This is a genomic window from Pseudomonas sp. JQ170C, from assembly GCF_035581345.1.
Lineage (GTDB): Bacteria > Pseudomonadota > Gammaproteobacteria > Pseudomonadales > Pseudomonadaceae > Aquipseudomonas.
Window position 1 is genome coordinate 4,075,869 of sequence record NZ_CP141608.1, and the last position, 22,815, is coordinate 4,098,683.

The window sequence follows — 22,815 nt, forward strand, 5'->3', positions numbered from 1 at the left end:
GGCCGGTTTTTTAGGGCTGCGATGCGGTATCAGTGCACCGGCAGCTCGACGCCTTCAAACAGTTCTTCAAGCTCTTGCTTGTTGTGGCACTGGATGGCCTTGGCCATCACTTCGCGGGTCAGGTGCGGGGCGAACTTCTCGATGAAGTCGCACATGAAACCACGCAGGAAGGTGCCACGACGGAAACCGATCTTGGTCACGCTGGACTCGAACAGTTCGCTGGCATCGAGTACCACCAGGTCGCTGTCGAGCTTGGGGTCGACGGCCATCTTGGCGACGATGCCGACACCCAGACCCAGACGCACGTAAGTCTTGATGACGTCGGCGTCGGCGGCGGTGAACACCACTTTCGGGGTCAGGCCGCGATGGCTGAAGGCTTCATCAAGCTTGGAGCGGCCGGTGAAACCGAACACGTAGGTCACGATCGGGTATTCGGCCAGGGCCTCGAGACTGAGCTTGGGCAGCTTGGTCAGCGGGTGACCCTGAGGCACGACCACGCAACGGTTCCAGCGGTAGCACGGCATCATCACCAGGTCGCCGAACAGCTCCAGCGCTTCGGTGGCAATGGCAAAGTCCACGGTGCCGTCAGCGGCCATTTCGGCGATTTGCATGGGCGAGCCCTGATGCATGTGCAGGGCCACTTCCGGGTATTGCTTGATAAAGCTGCTGATCACCGGCGGCAGGGCATAACGCGCCTGGGTGTGAGTGGTAGCGATCGACAGGGTGCCTTTTTTCTCGTTGGAGAATTCCTGGGCAATCTGCTTGATGCTTTCGACCTTGCGCAGGATCTCGCCAGCCGTGGTGATGATACGCTCACCTGCCGGGGTCACGCGGGTCAGGTGCTTGCCGCTACGAGCGAAAACTTCAACGCCCAGTTCGTCTTCAAGCAGGCGGATCTGCTTACTGATACCCGGCTGAGACGTATACAGGCTCTGCGCTGTCGCGGAGACGTTGAGGTCGTGGTGCGCCACTTCCCAGATGTAGCGCAATTGTTGAAGCTTCATAGGTATCCCTCAAATCTGCTGGGGCGTCACCGGCAGCAGCGACGATTTATAACTATATTAGTGGTTTGGAGAATAAATCTAGAACTATTTTGGCAGTCTAGTACCAATCCGCTTACAACGCCCCCTTATGCCTTCCTACGCCCCAGGTGTTGCGCCAGAGGCACCATATACACCGGCACCGGCGAGAGCTGCAGCAAGCGCACGGCGGTACGGCCAATGGGAATATCGACACCCGCCCCCTGGCTGTGGCTGCCGAAGATCAACAAGTCGACACTCAGGCGCTGGGCCTGTTCCAGAATCACCTGGGCCGGGTCACCCTGGCGCACACGCACCGCCTTGATCAATGCAAGGTCGGCCTCCTCACCCAACTCGTCGCGGAAGTTCTCCAGCACCCGCTGCTCGATATTGGCCATGACGCTGTTGACACCCTGGCTGTGCAATTCATCGAGGGTGCGTTCGTCCAGGTAGCTTTGCAGCAGCGACTCGGCGAACTGCCCCATGGGTTCGACGGCGTGAATCACGTAGAGCTCTGCATTGAAGGTGCGCGCCAGTGCGAGGGCGTGCTGCATGACAAAAGGTGCGTATACACCGAGGTCGGTGGCATAGAGCATGGAACGGATCATTCGACCTCCTCGACTGCCGCTTGGGCAGAGCAAGCTTCAGCTTAGCAGCGCCCGTACAACGCGCCGTTCCGTCCGGCGCCAGGCGCGGATGCCTCAGCCGAGGGTCGGTTCGTTGCTGATTCCATGGGGCACATGACCGGTCGCCACCACGCTGCGCGCCCGTTCGCAATGACCGGCCTGATCGTCGAAAAACACATCGGCGGCAAAGGCTTCAAGGAACGCCGATTTGTCCAGGCCGCCAAGAAACAGCGACTCATCCAGGCGCACATCCCATTCGCGCAGGGTGCGAATAACCCGCTCATGGGCCGGTGCCGAACGGGCCGTCACCAGGGCCGTGCGGATGGGGCAGGCGCCTTCGGGAAATTCTTTCTGCAACAGATTGAGCGCAGCCAGGAAGGGTTTGAACGGACCGCCCCGCAGCGGCTCGCGGGCCGACTGCCGCTCGCTGGCCTGAAAAGCCTCCAGCCCGCCCAACTGATAGACCCGCTCGGACTCATCGGAAAACAGCACCGCATCGCCATCGAAGGCAATGCGCAGTTCATCACTGTTGGCCCGCTGAGCGCCGCCGGAGAGAATCGTGGCGGCAGCGAACCCGGCCTCCAGGGCACTGCGCACATCATCGGCATCCGTGGACAGGAACAGGTGGCAACCAAAGGCCGCCAGGTAAGGATACGGACTGCGTCCCCCCACGAACGCTGCACGGTAGATTCCCAGGCCGTGGTGCTCGATGGAGTTGAACACCCGCAGGCCCGTGTCGGCACTGTTGCGCGATACCAGCACCACCTCGACCCGCGGCTGACCGAGGTGGGCATTCAGGCCCAGCAGCTTTTGCACCAGCGGGAACGCATCCCCCGGCACCAGCACTTCGTCTTCATGGTCGATCTGGTACTGGCGGTAGGCTTCGACCCCATGCGCCAGGTAAATACGGTGGCTCTCGCTGAGATCGAACAAGGCCCGCGAGGAAATGGCAACGACGAGTTTGTCACCGAGGTTTTTGCTCATTAGCTACTCCTTTGCGGGGCCAGCCCGCGGCTACAGTGCCTGTGGGCTGGCCTCGCGATTGGCCTGATCAACAAAAGCCAGCGCCTGATACAACGCCTCCATACGCGGCATGCTGCACCCCGCCTCGCGCGCCCGGGCCAGCGGCTCTGCATAGATCACATCCAGCTCCAGCGGCCGCTGCTCAGTAAAGTCGTGGTACATGCTTGGCCAGTAATCGGGCAGCTTTTCGGTCCCCGCGAACAGTTGCTCAGCATAGCCCTCAGGCATCTCATGGCCGCGTGACCGCGCGCCCTCGACCACCTCGGCCATCAACGCCTGGATCAACGCACGACTGTGCGGGTTGCTCATCAACGCCGTGGTACTGGCCTTGAGCAGCACCGACAAGCCGTTGTAAGGAACGTTCCACACCAGTTTCTGCCAGCGCGCCTGAGCCAGGTTGCCCATGGCCTGCGAGTCGATACCGGCCGTGCGAAACAGGTCAGCCCCGGCCTCGGCGATATTCTGACGCACCACCGCGTCCACCGCCGGGCCGCTGTGATAGCCCAGGTTCACCGCTCCCAGGGCCTGGTGGCGAACGATCCCTGGCGCCTCCCGATTGACGCAGATAAAGCACAGGCCACCCAGCAGGTGCAGGGTGGCGGGCAACAACGGCCGCAACTGCTCTTCCACGCCCAGACCGTTCTGTAACAGCACGACCTTGCAATCGGCCGCCGCAGCCTTTGCAATCACCGGCGCAAGTTCGGCATTGCTGGTGGTCTTGGCGCCCACCAGCAACCAGTCACAAGGCGGCATGTCGGCGACATCGGCGTAGGCCTGCACCGGCATCTGCAGCGTGCCATGCACGGCACTTTCGACCCGCAATCCGCGGGTCTTGACCGCCTCGAACTCGCTACGCAGGAGGAAGTGCACATCAAACCCGGCCCTGGCCAGCATCAGCCCATAAAAGCCGCCAATGGCGCCGGTTCCGATGATGCCGATACGCGGACTGCTGCTGGTCATCCTGCTCTCCTCGATTGCTGTTTTTTTGTTCAGTTTTTTGACACACAAATCAAGCGCTTTCCCAGCCTTCACTATACTGAGGCGAACAAGGTCAAAAAATCGACACGGAGTCGATCATGCGTGGATACCTCACTCACCCGGACGATGTCCCGGTCGAACTGGCGTTACGCCAGTCGCCCAGCCTGTTTCGCCAGCGCCTGCACACTATCAGCCTGGGCGGAATCGCCTGCAACCACCCCCGCGCCTACCGCCGGGGAATGGCCATTGAAATGTTCATTCCGTCGCTCGGTGAATCGGCACGCTACCCCGGCTATGTGGCCTGGTGCCAGAAGCACCAGGACGGCTACCGGGTCGGCATTGCCTTTGTCGATGAACAGGCGCTGTTCGGGGCGAGAATGAGTGAGCAGGTCTGCCAGATCCAGCATCTTTACCAGCAGCAGACCCTGGACGACACCACCCCGCCCGACCTCGACACCCTCGCCCGCCAATGGGTCAGTTTGCACGCCGGCGAGTTCTCCGAGGCCAGCCTCGAAGCCACGCATACCCAACAGATTCTCATTTAACGACAAAAACCCTGCCCCTGCGGGCTTACACAGGCAGGAAAGCGGGCTCTGCCCATTGTCGAGCCACGGTGTAACGCGCTAAGGTTCGGCTCCCCGCTGCGTACAATCATGCTGCTCCGCCGCACGGGGATCGCTGGCGGCCGGCACCCGTGACCTGACGAGTAACACGATGGCTGATTTACCGATCGATGACCTAAACGTTGCCTCCAACGAGACCTTGATCACCCCCGATCAGCTCAAGAAGGAAATTCCCCTGAGCGCCACTGCGCTCAAGACCGTGACTGCGGGCCGCGAAGTGGTGCGCAATATTCTTGACGGCAAGGACCACCGCCTGTTCGTGGTGATCGGCCCCTGCTCGATCCACGACATCAAGGCCGCCCACGAGTACGCCGAACGCCTCAAGGCCCTGGCCGCGGAAGTGTCCGACACCCTGTACCTGGTCATGCGCGTGTACTTCGAGAAGCCACGCACGACCGTCGGCTGGAAAGGCCTGATCAACGACCCGTACCTGGACGACTCCTTCAAGATCCAGGATGGCTTGCACATCGGCCGCCAACTGCTGCTGGACCTGGCTGAAATGGGCCTGCCTACCGCCACCGAAGCCCTCGACCCGATCTCCCCGCAGTACCTGCAGGACCTGATCAGCTGGTCGGCTATCGGCGCGCGCACCACCGAATCCCAGACCCACCGCGAAATGGCCTCTGGCCTGTCCTCGGCAGTGGGCTTCAAGAACGGCACCGATGGCGGCCTGACCGTGGCGATCAACGCCCTGCAGTCGGTCTCCAGCCCCCACCGCTTCCTGGGCATCAACCAGGAAGGTGGCGTGTCGATCGTCACCACCAAGGGCAACGCCTACGGCCACGTGGTCCTGCGTGGCGGCAACGGCAAGCCGAACTATGACTCGGTCAGCGTCGCCCTGTGCGAGCAGGCACTGGCCAAGGCCAAGATCAAGCCGAACATCATGGTCGATTGCAGCCACGCCAACTCCAACAAGGACCCGGCGCTGCAACCTCTGGTGATGGAGAACGTTGCCAACCAGATTCTTGAAGGCAATCAGTCGATCATCGGCCTGATGGTCGAGAGCCACCTGAACTGGGGCTGCCAAGCGATTCCGAAGAACCTTGAGGACCTGCAGTACGGTGTTTCGATCACCGACGCCTGCATCGACTGGGACGCCACCGAGAAAACCTTGCGCAGCATGCACGCCAAGCTCAAGGACGTGTTGCCTAAACGCAACCGCGCCTGACCGCCACACACAAAAACGCCGGGCAATGCCCGGCGTTTTTGTGTGTGCGTTTGAATGGCAGCCCTGGGCTGCCCTTCGCGATTCTCAAGCCTTGGTGGAGTGCCGCTGCTGGCGCTCCATGTAACGTTCCACGTACGAGCATGACGGAATCACGGTGTAGCCCATGTCTTCTGCATACTGCAGCGCCTTTTCGGTCAGCGCCGCGGCAATGCCCCGGCCCCGCAACGCATTGGGAACAAAGGTGCGGTAGATATCCAGGGTTTGCTTACCCAGGTCCATGTAGGTCAGGTAAGCACGATGACCGTCCACACTGGTCTCGAACTGATGACCAGCCTGGTCATGGTGGATGGACAACGCCTCGCTCATCACTACTCCTTGCGGGTCTTATGATCTGACCCCTTACCTTACCGATGTTTGTCCGGCGAAGGAACCTCTACGCCACCCCGTGCCCGGTTGGACAGCAAGAACAGCATGGTCGTTCTCTGGCAAATGAGCACGTACAAATAGTAGGCGCCCAAGGCCCGGTTACTCAAGGCGGCTGGTCGCAAAAATCACGCACTTGCAGCAGGTGAACCAGGTGGCGGACAGCCGCCTGAACAGTTGCCGGATGTTGTAGTGCTATGACGTTTGATGACACTTTAAGTCACCTTTAGTTCAACAAAAAGCAAGTTTGCTACACTCTCTTACGCCCGTACAGGCAGCGTCCAGGCGGTTTTCTAGAAAACCCGGTGTCGGCACAAGCGCAAGCGCATTTTTTTTCCAGTTCTTGCGCTCTGTCAGTTTACTTACTACAAGTAATGGGTACTATGTACGCCGGTCAGTTTCTCATTGTTGAGAGATGGCTATTTAATAGAAAGTCCTTGAAGGGGAACACGATGAACAACGTTCTGAAATTCTCTGCTCTGGCTCTGGCCGCAGTTCTGGCTACCGGTTGCAGCAGCGTATCCAAAGAAACCGAAGCTCGTCTGACTGCTACTGAAGACGCAGCAGCTCGTGCACAAGCTCGTGCCGATGAAGCCTATCGCAAAGCTGACGACGCTCTGGCTGCAGCTCAAAAAGCTCAACAGACCGCTGACGAAGCTAACGAGCGCGCTCTGCGCATGCTGGACAAAGCCAGCCGTAAGTAATAATCCCTCGGGATTGTTATTTGGAGCCGACCCACTTGTGGGTCGGCTTTTTTATTGCCCGAAAGAAAGTAACCCTGCACAAACGACAAGGCCTGCACAATGGCAGGCCTTGGGTGCAACAACAGAGGGTTACTGCATGTCTAGCGGTACGCTCGAAACCATTGGCTGCTGAGCAGTGATCGGCACGGCGATTTCCACTGGCATGCCATCTTCGGCGGCAACCACATCACGCACCATGTCCCAGTTCATGCGCAGGTTGTTGGCAAGATCTTCACGCTTGAGCAAGGCGTTGATCACTGCGGTGTGTTTGTCGACCACCGACGGATCACCTTTGTCATCCAGCGGCGTGTGCGCCTCCAGATAAACCTTGCCAGCACTCACACCGAACTTGTACGGCTCATTGATGATGCGCACGGCAACACCGACCGGGGCCATCTTGGCCAGTTCCAGCACGTTGTTGTTGAACATGCGGAAGCAACCGTGGCTGGTACGCATACCGATGCCGAACTTCTTGTTAGAACCGTGGATCAGGTAGCCCGGTACGCCCAGGGTGAACTTGAACGGGCCCAAGGGGTTGTCCGGGCCGGCAGGCACTACGGTCGGCAGGATGTCACCGTCTGCGGCGTGCTCCTTGCGGATCGAGGCGGGCGGCGTCCAGGTCGGGTTTGGCGTCTTGGCGGTCACCTTGGTGTTGGCGATGGGCGAGCCCCAGCCTTCACGACCGATACCCAGCGGATAGGTATGCACCACGTTCTGCCCTTTCGGGTAGTAGTACATGCGGTACTCGGCCAGGTTGATGACGATACCTTCGCGCGGGCCCGGCGGCAGGATGAAGCGGGTCGGCAGGATGATTTCGGTGCCGGCACCTGGCAACCACGGGTCGACGCCCGGGTTGGCGGCGATCATTTCCAGATAGCCGAGGTCATTGGCAGTACCGATATCGGCGAAGGTATCTTCGTACTTGGCCTTGATCACCTGGACCTGGCCAATGACGTCTTCACCAGGCGGTGGCAGGGGAAACTCCAGCGCAGCAGCAGGACCTGCCGCCAGCAGGGCGGCCAGGGACAGGCAACGGGTGACGGCGGGAAAGCGCGGCAACATCCGGGAAATCCTTCGCTAATTCAGTGAGGTCAAGACGAGGATTGTACACCGCCCCCGGCACAATCGGGAGTGATCGAGGTATTTCAAGGCGTTTGAGGGATGAAAGGCTATCTCAGCCAACTACCAGCTGTGGCCAGACAGGCCGCGTGCCGCGGCGCTGGGCATCGAGAATCGCCCGGCAGAGGGTGCACAGGCGGCGGTCGCGATAGATACCGCGCTCGACCGTCGACCAGCGTGGTTGAGCCGGCAACAGCGTACCGCACAAGGTACGGTCGGCCGAGCCGCCAAGCTCAAGCTGGCGGGCCACAAGATGGACGCGGATCTCCTGGCAGGCGAACAGGTCAAGCTGTTCGTCAGGCTCGATCAATTGATAGGCATACAGGGACCAGGCGGGACGCGGCATCGGGGGCTCCAAATCGGGGGCGCAACATTAGCCGAAAGCCGGTCACTATAAAAGCGTCAAAGCAGCGGTTTTAGTTGTGGCCAGGCATTTTCCAGCAACCTTGCCTGCGCCCCCTGCCCCGGATGGATGCCATCGGCCTGCATCAGCTCGGGCACACCGCCCACTCCCTCAAGGAAAAAGGGCACCAGCGGCACCTGTTTCTCGCTCGCCAGGTTTTCATAGACCTGGGCGAACGCCGTGGTGTACCGCACGCCATAATTGGGCGGCAAGCGCATGCCCAGCAACAGCACCTTGGCGCCGGCATCGCGGGAGCGGTCGATCATCGAAGCAAGATTTTGTTGCAATTGCTTGGGCTGCTGCCCGCGCAGGCCATCGTTGCCCCCCAGTTCCAGCACCACCAGCTCCGGCTTGTGCTCTGCAAGCAGCGCCGGCAGCCGTGCCTGGCCTCCTGCACTGGTGTCACCACTGATCGAGGCATTGACCACTTTACTGTCGAAACCCTCGGCCTTCAGCCGCTGCTCCAGCAAGGCAACCCAGCCCTGGCGGGTATCCAGGCCGAAAGCGGCACTGATACTATCGCCGACAATCAAGACGGTACCCGCTGCTGCGCCCTGGGCCATGCACATCAACGCCAGGCCAGCACTCAATAACCACACTCGCATCGGATTCTCCATGGGCCCCAGCATTCTCACTGCGCGGAACCTTAGCAAAGTGGTTCCCAGCGCGGAAGGCGACCTGACCATCCTGCACGAACTCTCCCTGGAATTGAAACAAGGCGACAGCCTGGCGATTGTCGGTGCCTCGGGTTCGGGCAAATCGACGCTGCTGGGCCTGCTGGCGGGCCTGGACCTGCCCAGTGCAGGCTCGGTGACCCTGGCCGGGCACGACCTCGGCCCTCTGGATGAAGACCAGCGCGCCCGGGTTCGCGCCGAACACGTCGGTTTCGTGTTCCAGTCGTTCCAACTGCTCGACAGCCTCAACGCCCTCGAAAACGTCATGCTGCCCCTGGAGCTGGACGGCCGCCGCGATGCCCGTGAGCATGCCCGCAGCCTGCTGGAGCGGGTCGGCCTGGGCCAGCGCCTGAGCCATTCGCCTCGCCAGTTGTCCGGCGGCGAGCAGCAACGGGTAGCCATCGCCAGGGCCTTTGCCGCCGAGCCTGCGGTGCTGTTCGCCGACGAACCCACCGGCAACCTCGACAGCCACACCGGCGAGCGCATCAGCGACTTGTTGTTTGAACTGAACAAAGAACGCGGTACCACCCTGGTACTGGTCACCCATGACGAACGCCTGGCACAACGCTGTCGGCGCCTGATCCGCCTGGACGCCGGCCACCTGGTCGCGCCGCTGGAGCCCTGATGGCCCGCCTGCCGATTTTCCGTCTGCTGGCGCTGGCCGTGCGCCAGTTGCTGCGCGATGCCCGTGCAGGTGAACTGCGCGTGCTGTTCTTTGCCTTGTTGGTCGCCGTGGCAGCCAGCACGGCAATCGGTTACTTCGGCGCCCGCCTCAACGGCGCGATGCTGCTGCGCGCCACCGAGTTCCTCGGCGCCGACCTGGTACTGCGCGGCAGCTCGCCCGCCCAGCCCGAGCAGATTGCCGCGGGCAAGGCCAGCGGCCTGCAACATGCCCAGGTGGTCGAATTCTCCAGTGTGATTGCCACCGACAATGGCATTCAGCTCTCCAGCATCAAAGCCGCCGACAACGCCTATCCGCTACGAGGCGAGCTGCGCAGCGCCCCCGAACCCTACGCCAGCGAATCCAGCGGCGGTGGCCCGGCGCCCGGCGAGGCCTGGGTCGAACCCCGCTTGCTGGCAGCCCTGGAGCTGAAAATCGGCGACAGCATCGACGTCGGCATGAAAACCCTGCGCATGAGCCGGGTACTGACCTACGAACCGGACCGCGCCGGCAACTTCTACAGCCTGACGCCGCGGGTATTGATCAACCTGGCCGACCTCGACGCCACCGGCGTGGTGCAACCCGGCAGCCGGGTCAGCTACCGCGACTTGTGGCGCGGCGAGCCCGAGGCCCTGGCCGACTACCGGGACAGCATCACCAAGGCGCTGGCGCCCAACCAGCGCCTGCAGGATTCGCGCGATGGCAACCAGCAGATCGGCGGCGCCCTGGGCAAGGCCGAGCGTTACCTGAACATGGCCAGCCTGGTCGCCGTACTGCTCGCGGGCGTGGCCGTGGCCCTGTCGGCCAGCCGCTTTGCTACCCGCCGTTTCGATGCCAGTGCCCTGCTGCGCTGCCTGGGCCTGTCGCGGCGCCAGGCGCTGGGCTTGTTCTGCCTGCAACTGGCAATCCTCGGCGGCCTTGCGGCCCTGGGCGGCGCCCTGCTTGGCTGGCTGGCCCAACTGGGCCTGTTCAAGTTGTTGCAAGGCTTGATGCCGGCCCAGATTCCACCCGGTGGCCTAGCCCCCGCACTGGCCGGGATTGCCACCGGCCTGGTAGCCCTGGCCGGCTTTGCCTTGCCGCCATTGGCGGCACTGGGCCGCGTGCCACCGCTGCGGGTACTGCGCCGCGACCTGCTGCCAGTACCGCCAAGCAGCTGGCTGGTGTACGGCGCCGCCCTGCTCGCCCTGGGCCTGATCATGTGGCGCCTGAGCCTGGACCTGCTTCTGACCTTCGCCCTGCTCGGTGGCGGCCTGGTAGCGGCAGTGCTGCTCGGCGGCCTGCTGTTGCTCGGCTTGCGCAGCTTGCGCCGCCTGCTTGCCGGCTCGCCCCTGGCCTGGCGCCTGGGCCTGGGCCAACTGCTACGCCACCCACTAGCGGCAACCGGCCAATCCCTGGCCTTTGGCCTGATCCTGCTGGCCATGGCCTTGATTGCCCTGCTGCGCGCCGAGCTACTCGATACCTGGCAGAACCAGCTGCCCAAGGACGCACCGAACTATTTCGCCCTGAACATCCTGCCCGACGACAAAAACAGCTTCGCCCAACGCCTGAACGAATTCTCGGTCGAAGCCGCGCCGCTGTACCCGGTGATTCCCGGACGCCTGACGGACATCAACGGCCAGGCCGTGCAGCAGATCGTCAGCAAGGAATCCACCGGCGATCGCGCCGTGCAGCGCGACCTGAGCCTGACCTGGGCCGCCGACCTGCCAACAGGCAACGCCTTGAGCGAAGGTCAGTGGTGGCAGCCCAGCCCAGGGGCCGATAGCAACCTGCCAGGCGTCTCGGTCGAGACCGAGCTGGCCCATAGCCTCAAGCTCAAGCTGGGCGACCACTTGACCTTCAACATCGGCGGCCAGCAACGCCAGGTCGTGGTCACCAGCCTGCGCACGGTCAATTGGGACAGCTTCCAGCCCAACTTCTACATGATCTTCCAGCCTGGCACGCTTCAGGATTTGCCAACCACCTACCTCACCAGCTTCTACCTTGCCCCCGGTCACGACCAGCAGGTCGTGGCGTTGTCCCGGGCCTTCCCGGCAGTGACGATCCTGCAGGTCGATGCCCTGCTCGAACAACTGCGCAGCATCCTCGCCCAGGTCACCCTGGCGGTGGAATATGTGCTGTTGTTCGTACTGGCCGCCGGGCTGGCCGTGTTGTTCGCAGGTTTGCAGGCAACCCTGGATGAACGCATTCGCCAAGGCGCCCTGCTGCGTGCGCTGGGTGCTGGCCGGGCCTTGCTGATCAAGGCCCGGCGTATCGAATTCGGCCTGCTGGGGGCGGCCAGCGGGCTGCTCGCCGCCATCGGCTGCGAGCTGATCACCCTGCTCCTGTACCGCTATGCCTTCGACCTGACCTGGAGCCCTCACCCCTGGCTGTTGCTGCTGCCAGTGATCGGCGCCCTGCTGGTCGGCGGCGCCGGTGTCTACGGTACCCGCCGAGCGCTCAACGCCAGCCCGCTCACCGTGCTGCGCGAAGGCTGACCCTGGCCCCGACGTCAAGTGCGCCAGCCGGTTCACTTGACGTCAACCAAGCCCCCCCTACCGCACATCGACCTCCATAGCTGTTGGCTTGTGCCTTGCTAGGCTCACTCTGCTGCACCAAACCCTAGCGCCGTACTGGAGGTTCGCATGAGTATTACGAAATCCTTATTGGCATTGTCCATCGGAGCGATTCTGTCGACATCAACTGTGCTGATCCCTGACTCCCTGACCGGATTTTCGAGTGCCTACGCCAAGGATGGAGGTGGTGGTGGTGGTGGCCACGGTGGGGGTGGTGGACACGGCGGAGGGAGTGGCGGCGGTGGTGGACATGGCGGCAGTGGCGGCGGTGGACACGGCGGCAGTGGCGGTGGCGGCGGACACGGTAGCGGCAACGGTGGCGGCCATAGTGGTGGCAGCGGACACAGCGGCAGTGACCACGGTGACGGCCATGCCGGACACAGCAGCACCGGCGAGTCCTCTTCCGGGCGCTCCGGCACCCACGCCGAGCCGGGTGATGATCACGGCGTTCACGCAGCGGGCGAGCCCGGCGATGATCACGGCGTCCACGTGGGCGGCGAGCCTGGCGACGACAAGGGCGGACTGCGCTGACTCCAGGCCTCCCCACATTCGGGGCAATTACACCAGATCCGGGTGCGCCTGGCGTTGAGGTATCAGCGCCAGGCGCTTTGTCGCGCCCCGTCGATGAGATATCGTTGACCAGCCCACCCAACCGGCACACACCCTTAAGGATGAAGCTTGGCTACGAACATCATCACGCGAGAAGGCCACGAAGCACTCAAAAGCGAGCTGGATCACCTGTGGCGCACCTACCGCCCGGAAATCACCGCCAAGGTGGCCTGGGCGGCATCGCTTGGCGACCGCAGCGAGAATGCCGACTACCAGTACAACAAGAAGCTGCTTCGCGAGATCGACCGCCGCGTTCGCTACCTGCGCAAGCGCCTAGAAGACGTCAAGGTGGTCGACTACGCCCCTGAGCAGGAAGGCAAGGTGTTCTTCGGCGCCTGGGTAGAAATCGAAAACGACGACGCTGAACGCAAGACTTTCAGAATCGTCGGCTACGACGAAATCTATGGGCGCAACGACTACATCTCGATCGACGCCCCAATGGCCCGCGCGCTGCTGAAAAAAGAGGAAGGCGACGAAGTGGTGGTGCAGACGCCAAGTGGCGAGGCGACCTGGTACATCAACCGCATCACCTACGGCTCCCCGCCGACGTCCGAAGACGCGTAACCGTTGCTCAGTGTTTGCTGCCGGGTGCGTGACTTGCATCGGCTGTGCGCCCGTCCCACCCATGTGCCCCAGGCTCTGTACGAAAAGCCTTGATACTCGGTGAGGCTGCGTTGAAAACAGCCTCGGAATGCTCATTTACAACCCGTAAAGTCGAGCGCGACTCCGACCGTTCCTCGGCTGTTTTCGCCTTGCCTGACCTTCGTCTCAAAATTTTTCATGCAGAGCCTAGGCACCTGGAACAGCAAAAACACAACAATACGGTCTGAACCCCATGCATGCCCAACGAAAAGCGCTGCACAACGAGCTGCACGCTCGCCCGTCGTTATATTTCGACGAGCCGGCCCATGTTTTCCACCTGGCTTTTCTCGGCACTGCCGCACAATGCGATGACCTGCTGCAGCGCTGCTGCCCCGATACCTTCGAGCCCGACGCGGCCCAGGGCATCACCCTCCTCGACGGCCATCCGTTCAAATGGGAGCGCCACGCCGAATTCTTCACCCTGACCCTGGTCGTGCCGGCCGCTGACAGCGAGCTGACCTGGACGACCCTTCCCCAGGCCCTGGCACAGGCTATCGAACCCTGCCAGCAGCAGATCATCAACGCGGTGCAGGTGATCGTGCGCGACGAGACCGGGCTGGATCTTGCCCGTTACGGTTTCAAGGACCCCTGCGGCTCCTGTGTCGGCGGTGGCGATGCGGTGGTCTGGAGCGACTTTCGCCTTACCGAAGACGGTACCAATCGCTTCCTGTTCATCAACCGTCGCCTGAATGCCTATCGGCAAGGACGAATGATTCGCCGGCTGCTGGAAATCGAGACCTACCGGATGATGGCCTCACTGGCGCTGGACAATGCCAAGGCCTTGAGCCGTCAACTCGACAGCTATGACCGCACCCTGGTCAGCCTGTCGGAACGCAACGTCGCCAGCGACGGCGGCAATGCCAAGGCGCTGCTCGAAGACATTGCCCAACTGTCGCGCCAGGTGGTCGGCAGCACGGTAAAAAACCGCCACCGCTTCAGCGCCACCCAAGCCTATGCGCAACTGGTGTTCGAGCGTTTAGGTGAACTGCGCGAAAGCCACGTCGCCGATTGCCAGCGCCTGGGCGTGTTCATCGAGCGGCGCTTCAAACCCACGGTGCGTTACTGCACCGCCACCGAACAACGTCTGGAACACCTGGCCGAAAGCGTGGCCAACCTCGGCGAGCTGCTGCAAGCGCGCGTGCAGGTTGAGATGGAAGAACAGAACGCCGAGATCCTGCGCAGCCTGAACGCCCGCGCCGACACCCAGATCAAGATTCAACGGGCGGTGGAAGGCCTGTCGATCATTGCCATCACCTACTACCTGCTCAGCCTGCTGAAACTGGTCTACAGCGGCCTGCACACCCTGGGCGCACCGTTCAGCGAGCGTGAGGCGCTACTGGGCATGGCGCCGTTGGCGATCCTGATCCTGCTAGTGATTTTGCTGCGCATCCGCAAAGCCAAGGAGCATTGAGCCTGCCCCCTACACGCGCGTGATCAGCCCCTGCCGGGCAACCCGGGTCAGGTGGCCGATCACCTCGGCAGCATCTTCGGCGCTGGGCGACTGGATGACAGCAAGGTCGAAACGATCGCTGGCAAACTGACTGAGCGATGCACGGGTATCGGCGAACTGAATCAGAAAAGCGGTAGCGCGGCCTTTACGACGAGGCCAGCCATCGAGATAACGCAGAAGAGTGGGCTGGTGGGCACCGCCCAGAAGAATACGCGGCACGCGCGCGGCCTGACTGGCAGGCAGAGGGCTCAAACAGACACTGGTACGTGGACAACTCATGGAATGATTCTCCGCCTCGCAGATCCCGCTGGGCTGCGGTGGGAGGCGTCACCGAACCAGCGTTTTAGCGGTATTTGGAAAAACCGGGAGGTTTCCCCTGCGCCCCGCAAGTAGCTGTTTAAATCGGCGCAAGTCAGCATGCTAGAGAAGCTGCTGTATGGATGTCAACTCAGCTTCGCTTCAAGGGGCAAGCGGTAAGCTTGGAGCTGTAAGTAAGAGCGAAGCGTGTGAGGGTGAGCCGCTAGCGCTCCAGGGTCTTGCGTTCGCGGTCGAAGGCTAGGAAGTATTTGTTCACGCTGTTGACGTAGCTGACGGGCCCCATCCCGACCTGCTCCATGGCAATTCGCTCGGTCTGGAAAAACCATTGGTTGCCATTGAGTCCCCGTCGACGTGCCTCGGCCCGCATTGCCTGGACTCGCTCTGGTCCAAGGTTGTATGCCGCCAACGTGAACGCCATGCGCTCACGCTCATTCAATTGATTGCTGGAAAAGAATTTGCGCCGGATCAGCGCCATGTACCGCGCACTGGCCCGTACATTGCCATCGACGCTGCTGATATTGCTCACCCCGACCCGCTGCGCCGCGCTGGGCGTAATCTGCATCAAGCCATGAGCCCCACCGGCACCGCGGGCAGCCGGATTGAGCGAGGATTCCTTGAACGCCACCGCCGCCAGATTCAACCAGTCGATGTTCTGTTCACTGGCATGGCGCTGCAGCACTGGCCTGAGGGCTTCCAGGCGCTTGCGGTCAGTACGGGCCAAGGGATTGTGCACCCGGTACAAACGCCGATAAATCCGCTCGAACGCCGCATCCTGATTCTGTGGTGGCTTATAACCCTGCAAAAAGCGATCGACACTGGCGTGCAGCATCACCGCATCGCGCCGCACATACCAGCGCATGGCCTCGGGAGCCGCCACCTGCACCCTGCGGTCCACACGCAACTTGGGCATCACCCGTGCCCAGCGCTCGGCAATCGGCTGCTCGACCACCGTGAGGTGGAAGATCCCGGCCTGGACCATTTCCAGCACATCCTCCACCGCCAAGGTCGGGTCCACCCACTCGACCTTGATCGGCGCGAGTTTGCGCAAGGCCAGTTTCTGGTTGATTTCATGCAGGGTATCGCCGGCCGCACTGGCACTGGTCAGCGCCAGCGTGCGCCCCGAAAGCTGCTCGACCCGCTGGTAACTGCGCTCGCCCTTGCGCCCCACCAGCACCATGGACACCTTGTCCACTACCGGGTCGCTGGCCACCAGGCCGCGGGTGGAGGTCGGATCAAGCAGCTCTCCGGGGGCGACCAGGTCGGCTTCGCCGCGCTGCAACGCGGCCAGCAATTGCTCCTTGGCCCGGGGAATGATTTTCAGGCGGATTTCCTGGCCGTCCTGGGCGCGGGCATTGAGGTAGTGCTCGAAGGCCCGCAAGCGGTGATATTCGACGCCCACCGGCTCGCCCTTGACCTCACCGGAGCTGTTGCGGCTCTGATTGACCAGCACCTTGAGCACCCGGGTGCTACGGATCTGCGCCAGGTCGCGAACCTGGGCCTTGGGAACCGACTGCTGCGGCCCGGGCAGGCGCGCGCTGGCCGGCCCTGCCTGAAGCAGACCGAAGCCCAGCACGATCAACAAAAACAGCGCACGCGTCATCCGTATGAAGGCCTGCGGGGGTGTGGTTGACGCCATAGTTTGCAGTCGATCCATGACAATTGACCGCAAAAGACCACGACAACGCGTTGAAGTTCTTCGATTTATCGAAATTCCTCGAGCTTTGCTATGCTGGCCGGCTTCCGGCCTGAGGTAGCACCATGCAACTCATCGACATCGGCGTCAATCTGACCAACCCAAGTTTTGCCGACAAACACCAGGGCATTCTTGAGCGCGCCGAGGCGGCGGGTGTGGTGCAAATGATGGTCACCGGCACCAGCCTTGAGGGCAGCGAACAAGCACTGGAACTGTGCCTGGCCCTGGATGAAAGCGGCCAACGCCTGTTCAGCACCGCCGGGGTCCACCCCCACGATGCCAGCAGTTGGAGCAGCGACAGCAACCGCCAGTTGCGTGCCTTGCTGGAACAACCTCGGGTCCAGGCCGTAGGTGAATGCGGACTGGACTTCAACCGCGACTTTTCGCCCCGCCCGCAACAGGAAAAGGCCCTGGAAGAACAGTTGGCCCTGGCGGTAGAGCTGCACATGCCGGTGTTCCTGCACGAGCGCGACGCCAGCGAACGCCTGCTGGCGATCCTCAAGGATTACCGCGACCGCCTGCCCGCCGCCGTGGTGCACTGCTTTACCGGCGAGCGCGCCGCCCTGTTCGGCTACCTGGACCTGGACCTGCACATCGGCATCACCGGCTGGATCTGCGACGAGCGTCGCGGCACCCACCTGCACCCGCTGGTCAGCAGCATCCCTGAAGGCCGCCTGATGCTGGAGAGCGATGCACCTTACCTGCTGCCACGCAGCCTGCGGCCCAAGCCGAAAAGCGGCCGCAACGAGCCGGCCTTCCTCACCGAGGTGCTGCGCGAAGTGGCCTTGCACCGCGGCGAAAGCACCGAGCAACTGGCCGCTCACACCACCGCCTGCGCCCGCGCCTTCTTCAACCTCCCCGCGATTATTTGACGCATATCAAGACGCCCCTCTGATAGGCTCGGCACAATGATGGCACCTTGCCAACATTGTTTCCGCTCAATCAGAGAAGACCTTACATGGGTGCCTGGCTTAGCAATATCTCCCTGAAGTACAAGTTCTGGGCCGTCAACGCGGTGGCCTTTGTCACAACGCTGTTCCTGGTGCTCTACGCCGTGCACCTGGAGCAACAGGCCCGGGCACAGGACGCCCAGGACAAGGCCCAGGCCCAGGCGCAATTGCTCGCCGCCTGGCCTGCCGGGCAGGCCCTGCCGCACAACCGCCTGTGGCTGCAATACGCCCCCGGCACAGCGCCAGGTTTTGACGGTGAACAGCTCAAGCCCCTGGCCAACGCCCAGGGCTGGGTGCAACTGCATGGCCTGGCGCTGACCGGCACCAACCCGCTCAGCGGTGCCCAGGTGATCAGCCGCGACGGTCAGCAGATCGCCGTGCTCGCCCCCTCCCCCAGCCTGCTCCAGGTGTTTACCGACCGTTTCACCAACTACGCCGTCTGCGTGCTGATCCTGATGCTGGCGATGCTCTGCGCCTCGCAGTTGCTGATCCGCTTCCTGCTCAGCCAGCTCAACACCCTCAAGGACGTGATGTTGCACGTTGAAAAAACCGGCGATCTTTCGGCCCGGGTGCCGTTGTCGTGCGGCGATGAAGTCGGCCAGATGGCCAGCGCCTTCAACGCCATGCAGACCACGTATCACCGGGTGGTCAACACCGTGGCCCGCACCGCCGCGCAACTGGACTCCGGTGCCGCGCGCCTGGCCGCCAGCATGAATGACGTGCGCCACGGCATGCTCGGCCAGCAAAGCGAGACCGACCAGGCCGCCACCGCCATCAACGAGATGTCGGCCACCGTCTACCACATCGCCCAGCACGCCGGTGCCACCCGCGACTTGTCGCAGACCGCCGACACGCTGGCAGGCAGTGGCCAGGAAGTGGTCAGCCGGGTGCAGACCTCGATTGCCGGTCTTTCCAGCGGTGTGCAGCAAACGGCCGAGATGATTCGCCAACTGGCCGAAGACAGCCAGAAGATCAATGGTGTGGTCGGGGTGATTCACAGCATCGCCGAGCAGACCAACCTGCTGGCGCTCAACGCCGCCATCGAGGCGGCCCGTGCCGGCGACCTGGGCCGTGGCTTTGCGGTGGTGGCCGATGAGGTACGCAACCTTGCCAAGCGCGTACAGGCCTCCACCGACGAGATCACCACCATGGTCTCGGCGCTGCAGGCCGGTACCCGCGATGCCGTGGACTTCATGCAGGAGAGCTCGTTCAAGGCCGACGACTGCGTCCAGCAGGCCCAGGAAGCCGGTATCGCCCTGGCCGAGATCACCAGCGCCGTGGCGCAGATGCGCGAGAGCAACACCCAGATTGCCGTGGCCGCCGAGCAGCAGAGCCAGGTGGCCGAAGAAATGAATCGTGCGGTGGTGAGCATTCGCGACGTCACCGAAGAGACCGTGCAGCAGACCGTCGACTCGGCCACCACCAGTAGCGAATTGGCCACCCTGGCCGGTGAATTGAGCAAGGCCATCGGCCAACTCAAGCTATAAGGCCGATAGCTGCCGCTCATTGGCCCCCTGTCGGGGGCCGCACTATTCTTCAGACAGAACCCTGAGGAATTGCTCATGAACAAACGCTTGCCCAACTTGCCCGCCTGGCAATGGCGCGGCTACCACCACAATCACCGCAACCCGACCAACCTGGTGTTGCACCTGATTGCCGTGCCGCTGTTCATCCTCGGTGTACTGCTGGTGCTGTCGGGGCTGTTCTCACTGGACCTGGGACAACTGGCCGTCGGCATCATCGCCCTGATCGCAGGCCTTGGCCTGCAGCGCCAGGGCCATCGCCTTGAGGCCGAGCAACCCGAACCCTTCAGCGACCGCAAAGACGCCATCGGCCGCCTGCTGGTGGAACAGTTCGTCACCTTTCCGCGCTTTGTCTTGAGTGGCGCCTGGTGGCGCGCCTGGCGTAACCGCCATCGCCACTAAGCGAAGACAGTCACCGTCTGGCGACTGATCGCCAGCAACTCACCCGAAGCCGTCCACAGGGCGGCTGCCGCGTGGCCGTAACCGTCACGGGCATGCTCGGTCTGCGCACAGTATTTGAACCAATCGTGCGTGGTGAGGCTTGGCACCGGCTGAATGAACTCGATGGTCCAGGTCAGGGTACTTCCTGCCGCCGGCCTGTTCAGGTGCGAGAGCAAGGTCGGCGGCCAGGCATCGGTCAGCGCCAGCAGGTGCGCTTCGCTCAAGGTTTCGTCACCACCCTCATCACGCAGCCGGACCCAACCGCCCATATTGCGCGACGGGGTGTTGCTGAACGGAATCCCGCCAATGGCCCAGCGCAGCGACACATGGCGCATGAACTCTGGCGTCACGCCTTTGATATAGGGGAGCTCGGTGGCGGACTCCTCCAGGCTTTTCATTTCAATTGCCGGCAACGCTGGCACGTTGACAACCGAGTCACGCCCGCCGCCGAAACTGCCTTGCATCAAGGTCACCACCTGACCGTTCTGCACCGCCCGGCCCAGCAGTGAACTGACTGCCTTGCCTTCGCGCAGCAACTCCACTTCAAAGCTGATCGGCACCTCGGGTTCGGCCGGGCCGACAAAGGTGATGGCCAGGGAACGCACCGGACGACCGGGCGAGGTCTTGGTGAGCATGGTTTCATACAGCAGAGCAGCCATCAGGCCACCAAAACAGGCGCGCCCTTGCGCCCAACTGGCAGGAATGGTGACCGCCTGGGGGTGCAGGCGGACCGCCTTGAGCAATTGCGAGAGATTCATGCCGTACTCATCCGTGGGAAAAGTCCGATCTTAACCAGCGAAAACTCCTGCGACAGCCCGCATTTCGGCCATATCAGCGGCTTATCGTTGCGCCAGCGCCTTCTGCAGGCGTTCCAGGGTCACATCGGCACGTTGTTCGGCGATGAGCCATTGCGCTTTCCAATGCTCAACGCACGGTGCCAGGTCGGGCTGCTGTTCGGCTTGCAGCAGCCACTGATGCAAATCGTGCCAATCGCCCAGATCACCTTGCGCGCGTTTCAGCCCCCGTTGCAGGCGCTTCCCGGCGTGCTCCAACTGCGGGTAGGCATCGGCGCCGTAGCGCACGCGCTTAATCAACAGGCGCAGTCGATGACGGTCATGGGCGGGGTCGTCGAGGGCTTCGCGCAGCTGCATCCACTGCTTTTCCAGGCGCTTGTCGATGCGTTGGTGCAACTTGCGGATCAGGCCTTCGCGCTGGGCTGCACGCAGGAAGATCGGAAAGGCATCGACAATCGCCAGCAACCGCTCAAGCTGCGCACTCTCGGCAACGCTGGCGAAGGTTTCCCGCCGGCCGGCCAGGCGCTGGCGCGCGGCGTCGAACCGCTCGCGTTCAAGCAACTGCGCTGCCAGCACTTCACGGTCGCGTAACGGCGTCGTCAGCTCCCCCAGCGCCTTGGCCGCGCCTTCAAGCTGCTCGACCCCGGGCAACTCGCGTAGCGGCCGCAACAGGCTGCGCAATCGCCGGGTGGTGGTGCGCAGGTCATGCAACGCCTCGCTGTCGGTGTCCGCAGCAAGGCGGGCCTGGCAACCGAGCAGGCGAACCTGCAGGGCCAGTACCTGGGCAATCACATGGTCGAGCATGGCCGACATGGTGTTCTCCTGTGTCAACGACCGGCGCGGGATTCACGAATGTAGAAGCGGGCCTTCTCGGCCTTCTTGCTGCAACCTTCAAAGGCCTCGAACTGCTGCTGGGTCTTGGCCCCGGTCAACAGCGACAACGCCTTGGAGTAACTGACGGTACCGGCAAACCCTTCGGCCTTGGCCAGGTCGAGTTCCTTCCAGGCCGAATCCAGCTGATTGGCGCAACTGTCGCGGTAGGCGGTTTTACCCGCACAACCGGTCAATACCAGGGCAATCAGGGGCAGGCAGATCCAGGCTTTCATCAGTGATACCTCAAAAGAAATGTTCAAGTGGCGAGTTCGACGGCTACAAAGAAGAAAAGTGCCCGGCAAGCGTAGCGCAGCGCGTATGACGATTGAAGCACAGACACGAATGGGCGCATTGTTAGCCCAACGATAACGCACAGGCGGGGGGCATCATGGGCAAACGCGTTGCATTGGTGCTGGGCTCGGGTGGAGCACGCGGGTACGCGCACATCGGCGTAATCGAGGAACTTGAACGGCGCGGCTATGACATTGCCTGCGTGGCCGGCTGCTCCATGGGCGCGGTGATTGGCGGCATCTACGCCGCCGGCAAGCTTGAGGAGTACCGCAACTGGATCGAGAGCCTGGATTACCTGGACGTATTGCGCCTGGTCGATGTGAGCTTTCGCCTGGGCGCCATCCGTGGTGAAAAAGTCTTCGGCCAGATCCGCAAGATCGTTGGCGAAATCAACATCGAGGAGCTGCGCATCCCCTACACCGCGGTGGCGGCCGACCTCACCAACCAGCAGGAAATCTGGTTCCAGGAAGGCTGCCTGCACCAGGCCATGCGCGCCTCGGCGGCGATACCCAGCCTGTTCACCCCGGTGGTGCAAGACAATCGCATGCTGGTCGATGGCGGCATCCTCAACCCCTTGCCGATCATTCCGGTGGTGTCCAGCCACTGTGACCTGATCATTGCCGTGAACCTCAACTCCACCAACCAGAAACACTACCAACTGCCGGTGATCGAACGCCCGGCGGCCTTCAAGCTGCGCTTTGACAACCTGATCAACTCCCTCGGTTCGCACCTGCCGTTCCGGCGCAAACAGGCCGAGCAACTGATGCGCATCGAACAAGGCCTCGCGACCGAAGCTGCGCAGATCCCCAACCCCTGGCTCAGCGATGCGGCCGACCCCGAGGCCCAGCAGCCCGCTGCCGCCCCCGAGACCGAAGGCGCACCGAAATCGGCGAGCGGCTCGTTCATCATCGACAACGTCGGCCCCGCTTCATTGCTGGATCTGATCAACCAGAGTTTCGAGGTGATGCAAACGTCGCTGGCCCAGTACAAGATCGCCGGCTACCCGCCGGACGTACTGATCAACGTGCCCAAGCGGGTGTGCCGGTTCTTCGAGTTCTACAAGGCGCCGGAGCTGATCGCCCTTGGACGGGAGATAGCGCGCGATACCATGGACAACTACGAAGCGGAGCGGCGCTGACCGTAGCCGCTGCCGCCAGGCTGCGATCGGCCGCAAAGCGGTCGTAGACGCCACAAGGCGACTGCTGCGCAGTCGATCGCA

Annotated in this window: 25 protein-coding genes; 12 read left to right on the plus strand and 13 right to left on the minus strand. The window is 62.5% G+C overall.

Annotated features, from left to right (window positions below; translation table 11 throughout):
• Positions 1-29: 29 nt before the first annotated feature.
• From cysB to U9R80_RS18560, 4 genes are all read right to left on the minus strand, one after another.
• Entirely contained in the window at positions 30-1,004 is a 975-nt protein-coding gene (cysB, locus tag U9R80_RS18545) for an HTH-type transcriptional regulator CysB (RefSeq protein WP_028941437.1), read from the minus strand.
• 125 nt (positions 1,005-1,129) lie between these two features.
• Complete coding sequence (locus U9R80_RS18550; RefSeq protein ID WP_028941436.1) at positions 1,130-1,627, minus strand: universal stress protein; 498 nt, start codon at positions 1,625-1,627, stop codon at positions 1,130-1,132.
• 93 nt (positions 1,628-1,720) lie between these two features.
• Complete coding sequence (locus U9R80_RS18555) at positions 1,721-2,629, minus strand: 5'-nucleotidase (protein WP_301841820.1); 909 nt, start codon at positions 2,627-2,629, stop codon at positions 1,721-1,723.
• Positions 2,630-2,659: 30 nt separating this feature from the next.
• The gene (locus tag U9R80_RS18560; protein WP_301841819.1) at positions 2,660-3,628 is read right to left on the minus strand and encodes a putative 2-dehydropantoate 2-reductase; all 969 of its coding nucleotides are present in this window, start codon (positions 3,626-3,628) and stop codon (positions 2,660-2,662) included.
• A gap of 116 nt (positions 3,629-3,744) precedes the next feature.
• Between U9R80_RS18560 and U9R80_RS18565 the strand changes: the two genes are divergently transcribed.
• Both U9R80_RS18565 and U9R80_RS18570 read left to right on the plus strand, forming a co-directional pair.
• Positions 3,745-4,191 (plus strand): PilZ domain-containing protein, encoded by a 447-nt coding sequence (locus tag U9R80_RS18565; RefSeq protein ID WP_301841818.1) that lies wholly within the window; start codon positions 3,745-3,747, stop codon positions 4,189-4,191.
• Between the two features lie 169 nt (positions 4,192-4,360).
• Positions 4,361-5,437 (plus strand): 3-deoxy-7-phosphoheptulonate synthase, encoded by a 1,077-nt coding sequence (locus U9R80_RS18570; protein ID WP_197876549.1) that lies wholly within the window; start codon positions 4,361-4,363, stop codon positions 5,435-5,437.
• 84 nt (positions 5,438-5,521) lie between these two features.
• Here U9R80_RS18570 and U9R80_RS18575 read toward each other — a convergent pair whose 3' ends face one another.
• Positions 5,522-5,803 carry a GNAT family N-acetyltransferase gene (locus U9R80_RS18575; RefSeq protein WP_028941432.1) on the minus strand — a complete coding sequence of 94 codons (282 nt, stop codon included), beginning with the start codon at positions 5,801-5,803 and terminating at the stop codon, positions 5,522-5,524.
• A gap of 509 nt (positions 5,804-6,312) precedes the next feature.
• Between U9R80_RS18575 and oprI the strand changes: the two genes are divergently transcribed.
• On the plus strand, positions 6,313-6,564 hold the full coding sequence (oprI, locus tag U9R80_RS18580; protein ID WP_003259780.1) for an outer membrane lipoprotei OprI: 252 nt from the start codon (positions 6,313-6,315) through the stop codon (positions 6,562-6,564).
• Positions 6,565-6,693: 129 nt separating this feature from the next.
• On the opposite strand, the gene U9R80_RS18585 is transcribed toward oprI, so the two are convergent.
• From U9R80_RS18585 to U9R80_RS18595, 3 genes are all read right to left on the minus strand, one after another.
• On the minus strand, positions 6,694-7,665 hold the full coding sequence (locus tag U9R80_RS18585; protein ID WP_028941431.1) for a L,D-transpeptidase family protein: 972 nt from the start codon (positions 7,663-7,665) through the stop codon (positions 6,694-6,696).
• Positions 7,666-7,777: 112 nt separating this feature from the next.
• On the minus strand, positions 7,778-8,068 hold the full coding sequence (locus tag U9R80_RS18590) for a hypothetical protein (protein WP_301841815.1): 291 nt from the start codon (positions 8,066-8,068) through the stop codon (positions 7,778-7,780).
• A gap of 56 nt (positions 8,069-8,124) precedes the next feature.
• Entirely contained in the window at positions 8,125-8,730 is a 606-nt protein-coding gene (locus U9R80_RS18595) for an arylesterase (protein WP_301841812.1), read from the minus strand.
• Between the two features lie 10 nt (positions 8,731-8,740).
• On the opposite strand from U9R80_RS18595, the gene U9R80_RS18600 reads away from it, so the two are divergent.
• The 5 genes from U9R80_RS18600 (at position 8,741) to U9R80_RS18620 (ending at position 14,674) form a co-directional block, all read left to right on the plus strand.
• Positions 8,741-9,424 carry an ABC transporter ATP-binding protein gene (locus U9R80_RS18600; protein ID WP_028941428.1) on the plus strand — a complete coding sequence of 228 codons (684 nt, stop codon included), beginning with the start codon at positions 8,741-8,743 and terminating at the stop codon, positions 9,422-9,424.
• Positions 9,424-11,934 (plus strand): ABC transporter permease, encoded by a 2,511-nt coding sequence (locus U9R80_RS18605; protein WP_301841810.1) that lies wholly within the window; start codon positions 9,424-9,426, stop codon positions 11,932-11,934. Before U9R80_RS18600 ends, U9R80_RS18605 begins: the two co-directional genes overlap by 1 nt.
• 147 nt (positions 11,935-12,081) lie before the next feature.
• The gene (locus U9R80_RS18610; protein WP_301841809.1) at positions 12,082-12,543 is read left to right on the plus strand and encodes a hypothetical protein; all 462 of its coding nucleotides are present in this window, start codon (positions 12,082-12,084) and stop codon (positions 12,541-12,543) included.
• Positions 12,544-12,690: 147 nt separating this feature from the next.
• Positions 12,691-13,185: a transcription elongation factor GreB gene (gene greB, locus U9R80_RS18615; RefSeq protein ID WP_301841808.1), complete on the plus strand. Its 495-nt coding sequence runs from the start codon at positions 12,691-12,693 to the stop codon at positions 13,183-13,185.
• 271 nt (positions 13,186-13,456) lie between these two features.
• On the plus strand, positions 13,457-14,674 hold the full coding sequence (locus tag U9R80_RS18620) for a DUF3422 domain-containing protein (RefSeq protein ID WP_301841807.1): 1,218 nt from the start codon (positions 13,457-13,459) through the stop codon (positions 14,672-14,674).
• A gap of 9 nt (positions 14,675-14,683) precedes the next feature.
• On the opposite strand, the gene U9R80_RS18625 is transcribed toward U9R80_RS18620, so the two are convergent.
• Entirely contained in the window at positions 14,684-14,992 is a 309-nt protein-coding gene (locus U9R80_RS18625; RefSeq protein ID WP_301841806.1) for a hypothetical protein, read from the minus strand.
• Between the two features lie 241 nt (positions 14,993-15,233).
• A complete protein-coding gene (locus U9R80_RS18630) occupies positions 15,234-16,631 on the minus strand; it encodes a transglycosylase SLT domain-containing protein (RefSeq protein ID WP_301841805.1) in 1,398 nt (465 codons plus the stop codon).
• Between the two features lie 158 nt (positions 16,632-16,789).
• Between U9R80_RS18630 and U9R80_RS18635 the strand changes: the two genes are divergently transcribed.
• The 3 genes from U9R80_RS18635 (at position 16,790) to U9R80_RS18645 (ending at position 19,599) form a co-directional block, all read left to right on the plus strand.
• Positions 16,790-17,596, plus strand: coding sequence for a TatD family hydrolase (locus U9R80_RS18635; RefSeq protein WP_301841804.1), 807 nt, complete (start codon positions 16,790-16,792; stop codon positions 17,594-17,596).
• 86 nt (positions 17,597-17,682) lie between these two features.
• A complete protein-coding gene (locus tag U9R80_RS18640) occupies positions 17,683-19,161 on the plus strand; it encodes a methyl-accepting chemotaxis protein (protein WP_301841803.1) in 1,479 nt (492 codons plus the stop codon).
• 75 nt (positions 19,162-19,236) lie between these two features.
• Complete coding sequence (locus tag U9R80_RS18645; RefSeq protein ID WP_301841802.1) at positions 19,237-19,599, plus strand: Mpo1-like protein; 363 nt, start codon at positions 19,237-19,239, stop codon at positions 19,597-19,599.
• On the opposite strand, the gene U9R80_RS18650 is transcribed toward U9R80_RS18645, so the two are convergent.
• The 3 genes from U9R80_RS18650 to U9R80_RS18660 all read right to left on the minus strand — a co-directional run bounded on the left by U9R80_RS18650 (position 19,596) and on the right by U9R80_RS18660 (position 21,538).
• Entirely contained in the window at positions 19,596-20,396 is an 801-nt protein-coding gene (locus U9R80_RS18650; RefSeq protein ID WP_301841801.1) for an acyl-CoA thioesterase, read from the minus strand. The genes U9R80_RS18645 and U9R80_RS18650 overlap by 4 nt on opposite strands.
• Before the next feature lie 81 nt (positions 20,397-20,477).
• On the minus strand, positions 20,478-21,245 hold the full coding sequence (locus U9R80_RS18655; RefSeq protein ID WP_301841800.1) for a CHAD domain-containing protein: 768 nt from the start codon (positions 21,243-21,245) through the stop codon (positions 20,478-20,480).
• 14 nt (positions 21,246-21,259) lie between these two features.
• The gene (locus tag U9R80_RS18660; protein ID WP_028941416.1) at positions 21,260-21,538 is read right to left on the minus strand and encodes a hypothetical protein; all 279 of its coding nucleotides are present in this window, start codon (positions 21,536-21,538) and stop codon (positions 21,260-21,262) included.
• A 155-nt stretch (positions 21,539-21,693) separates the two neighbouring features.
• On the opposite strand from U9R80_RS18660, the gene U9R80_RS18665 reads away from it, so the two are divergent.
• Positions 21,694-22,734 (plus strand): patatin-like phospholipase family protein, encoded by a 1,041-nt coding sequence (locus U9R80_RS18665; RefSeq protein WP_301841799.1) that lies wholly within the window; start codon positions 21,694-21,696, stop codon positions 22,732-22,734.
• The last annotated feature ends 81 nt before the right edge of the window (positions 22,735-22,815 follow it).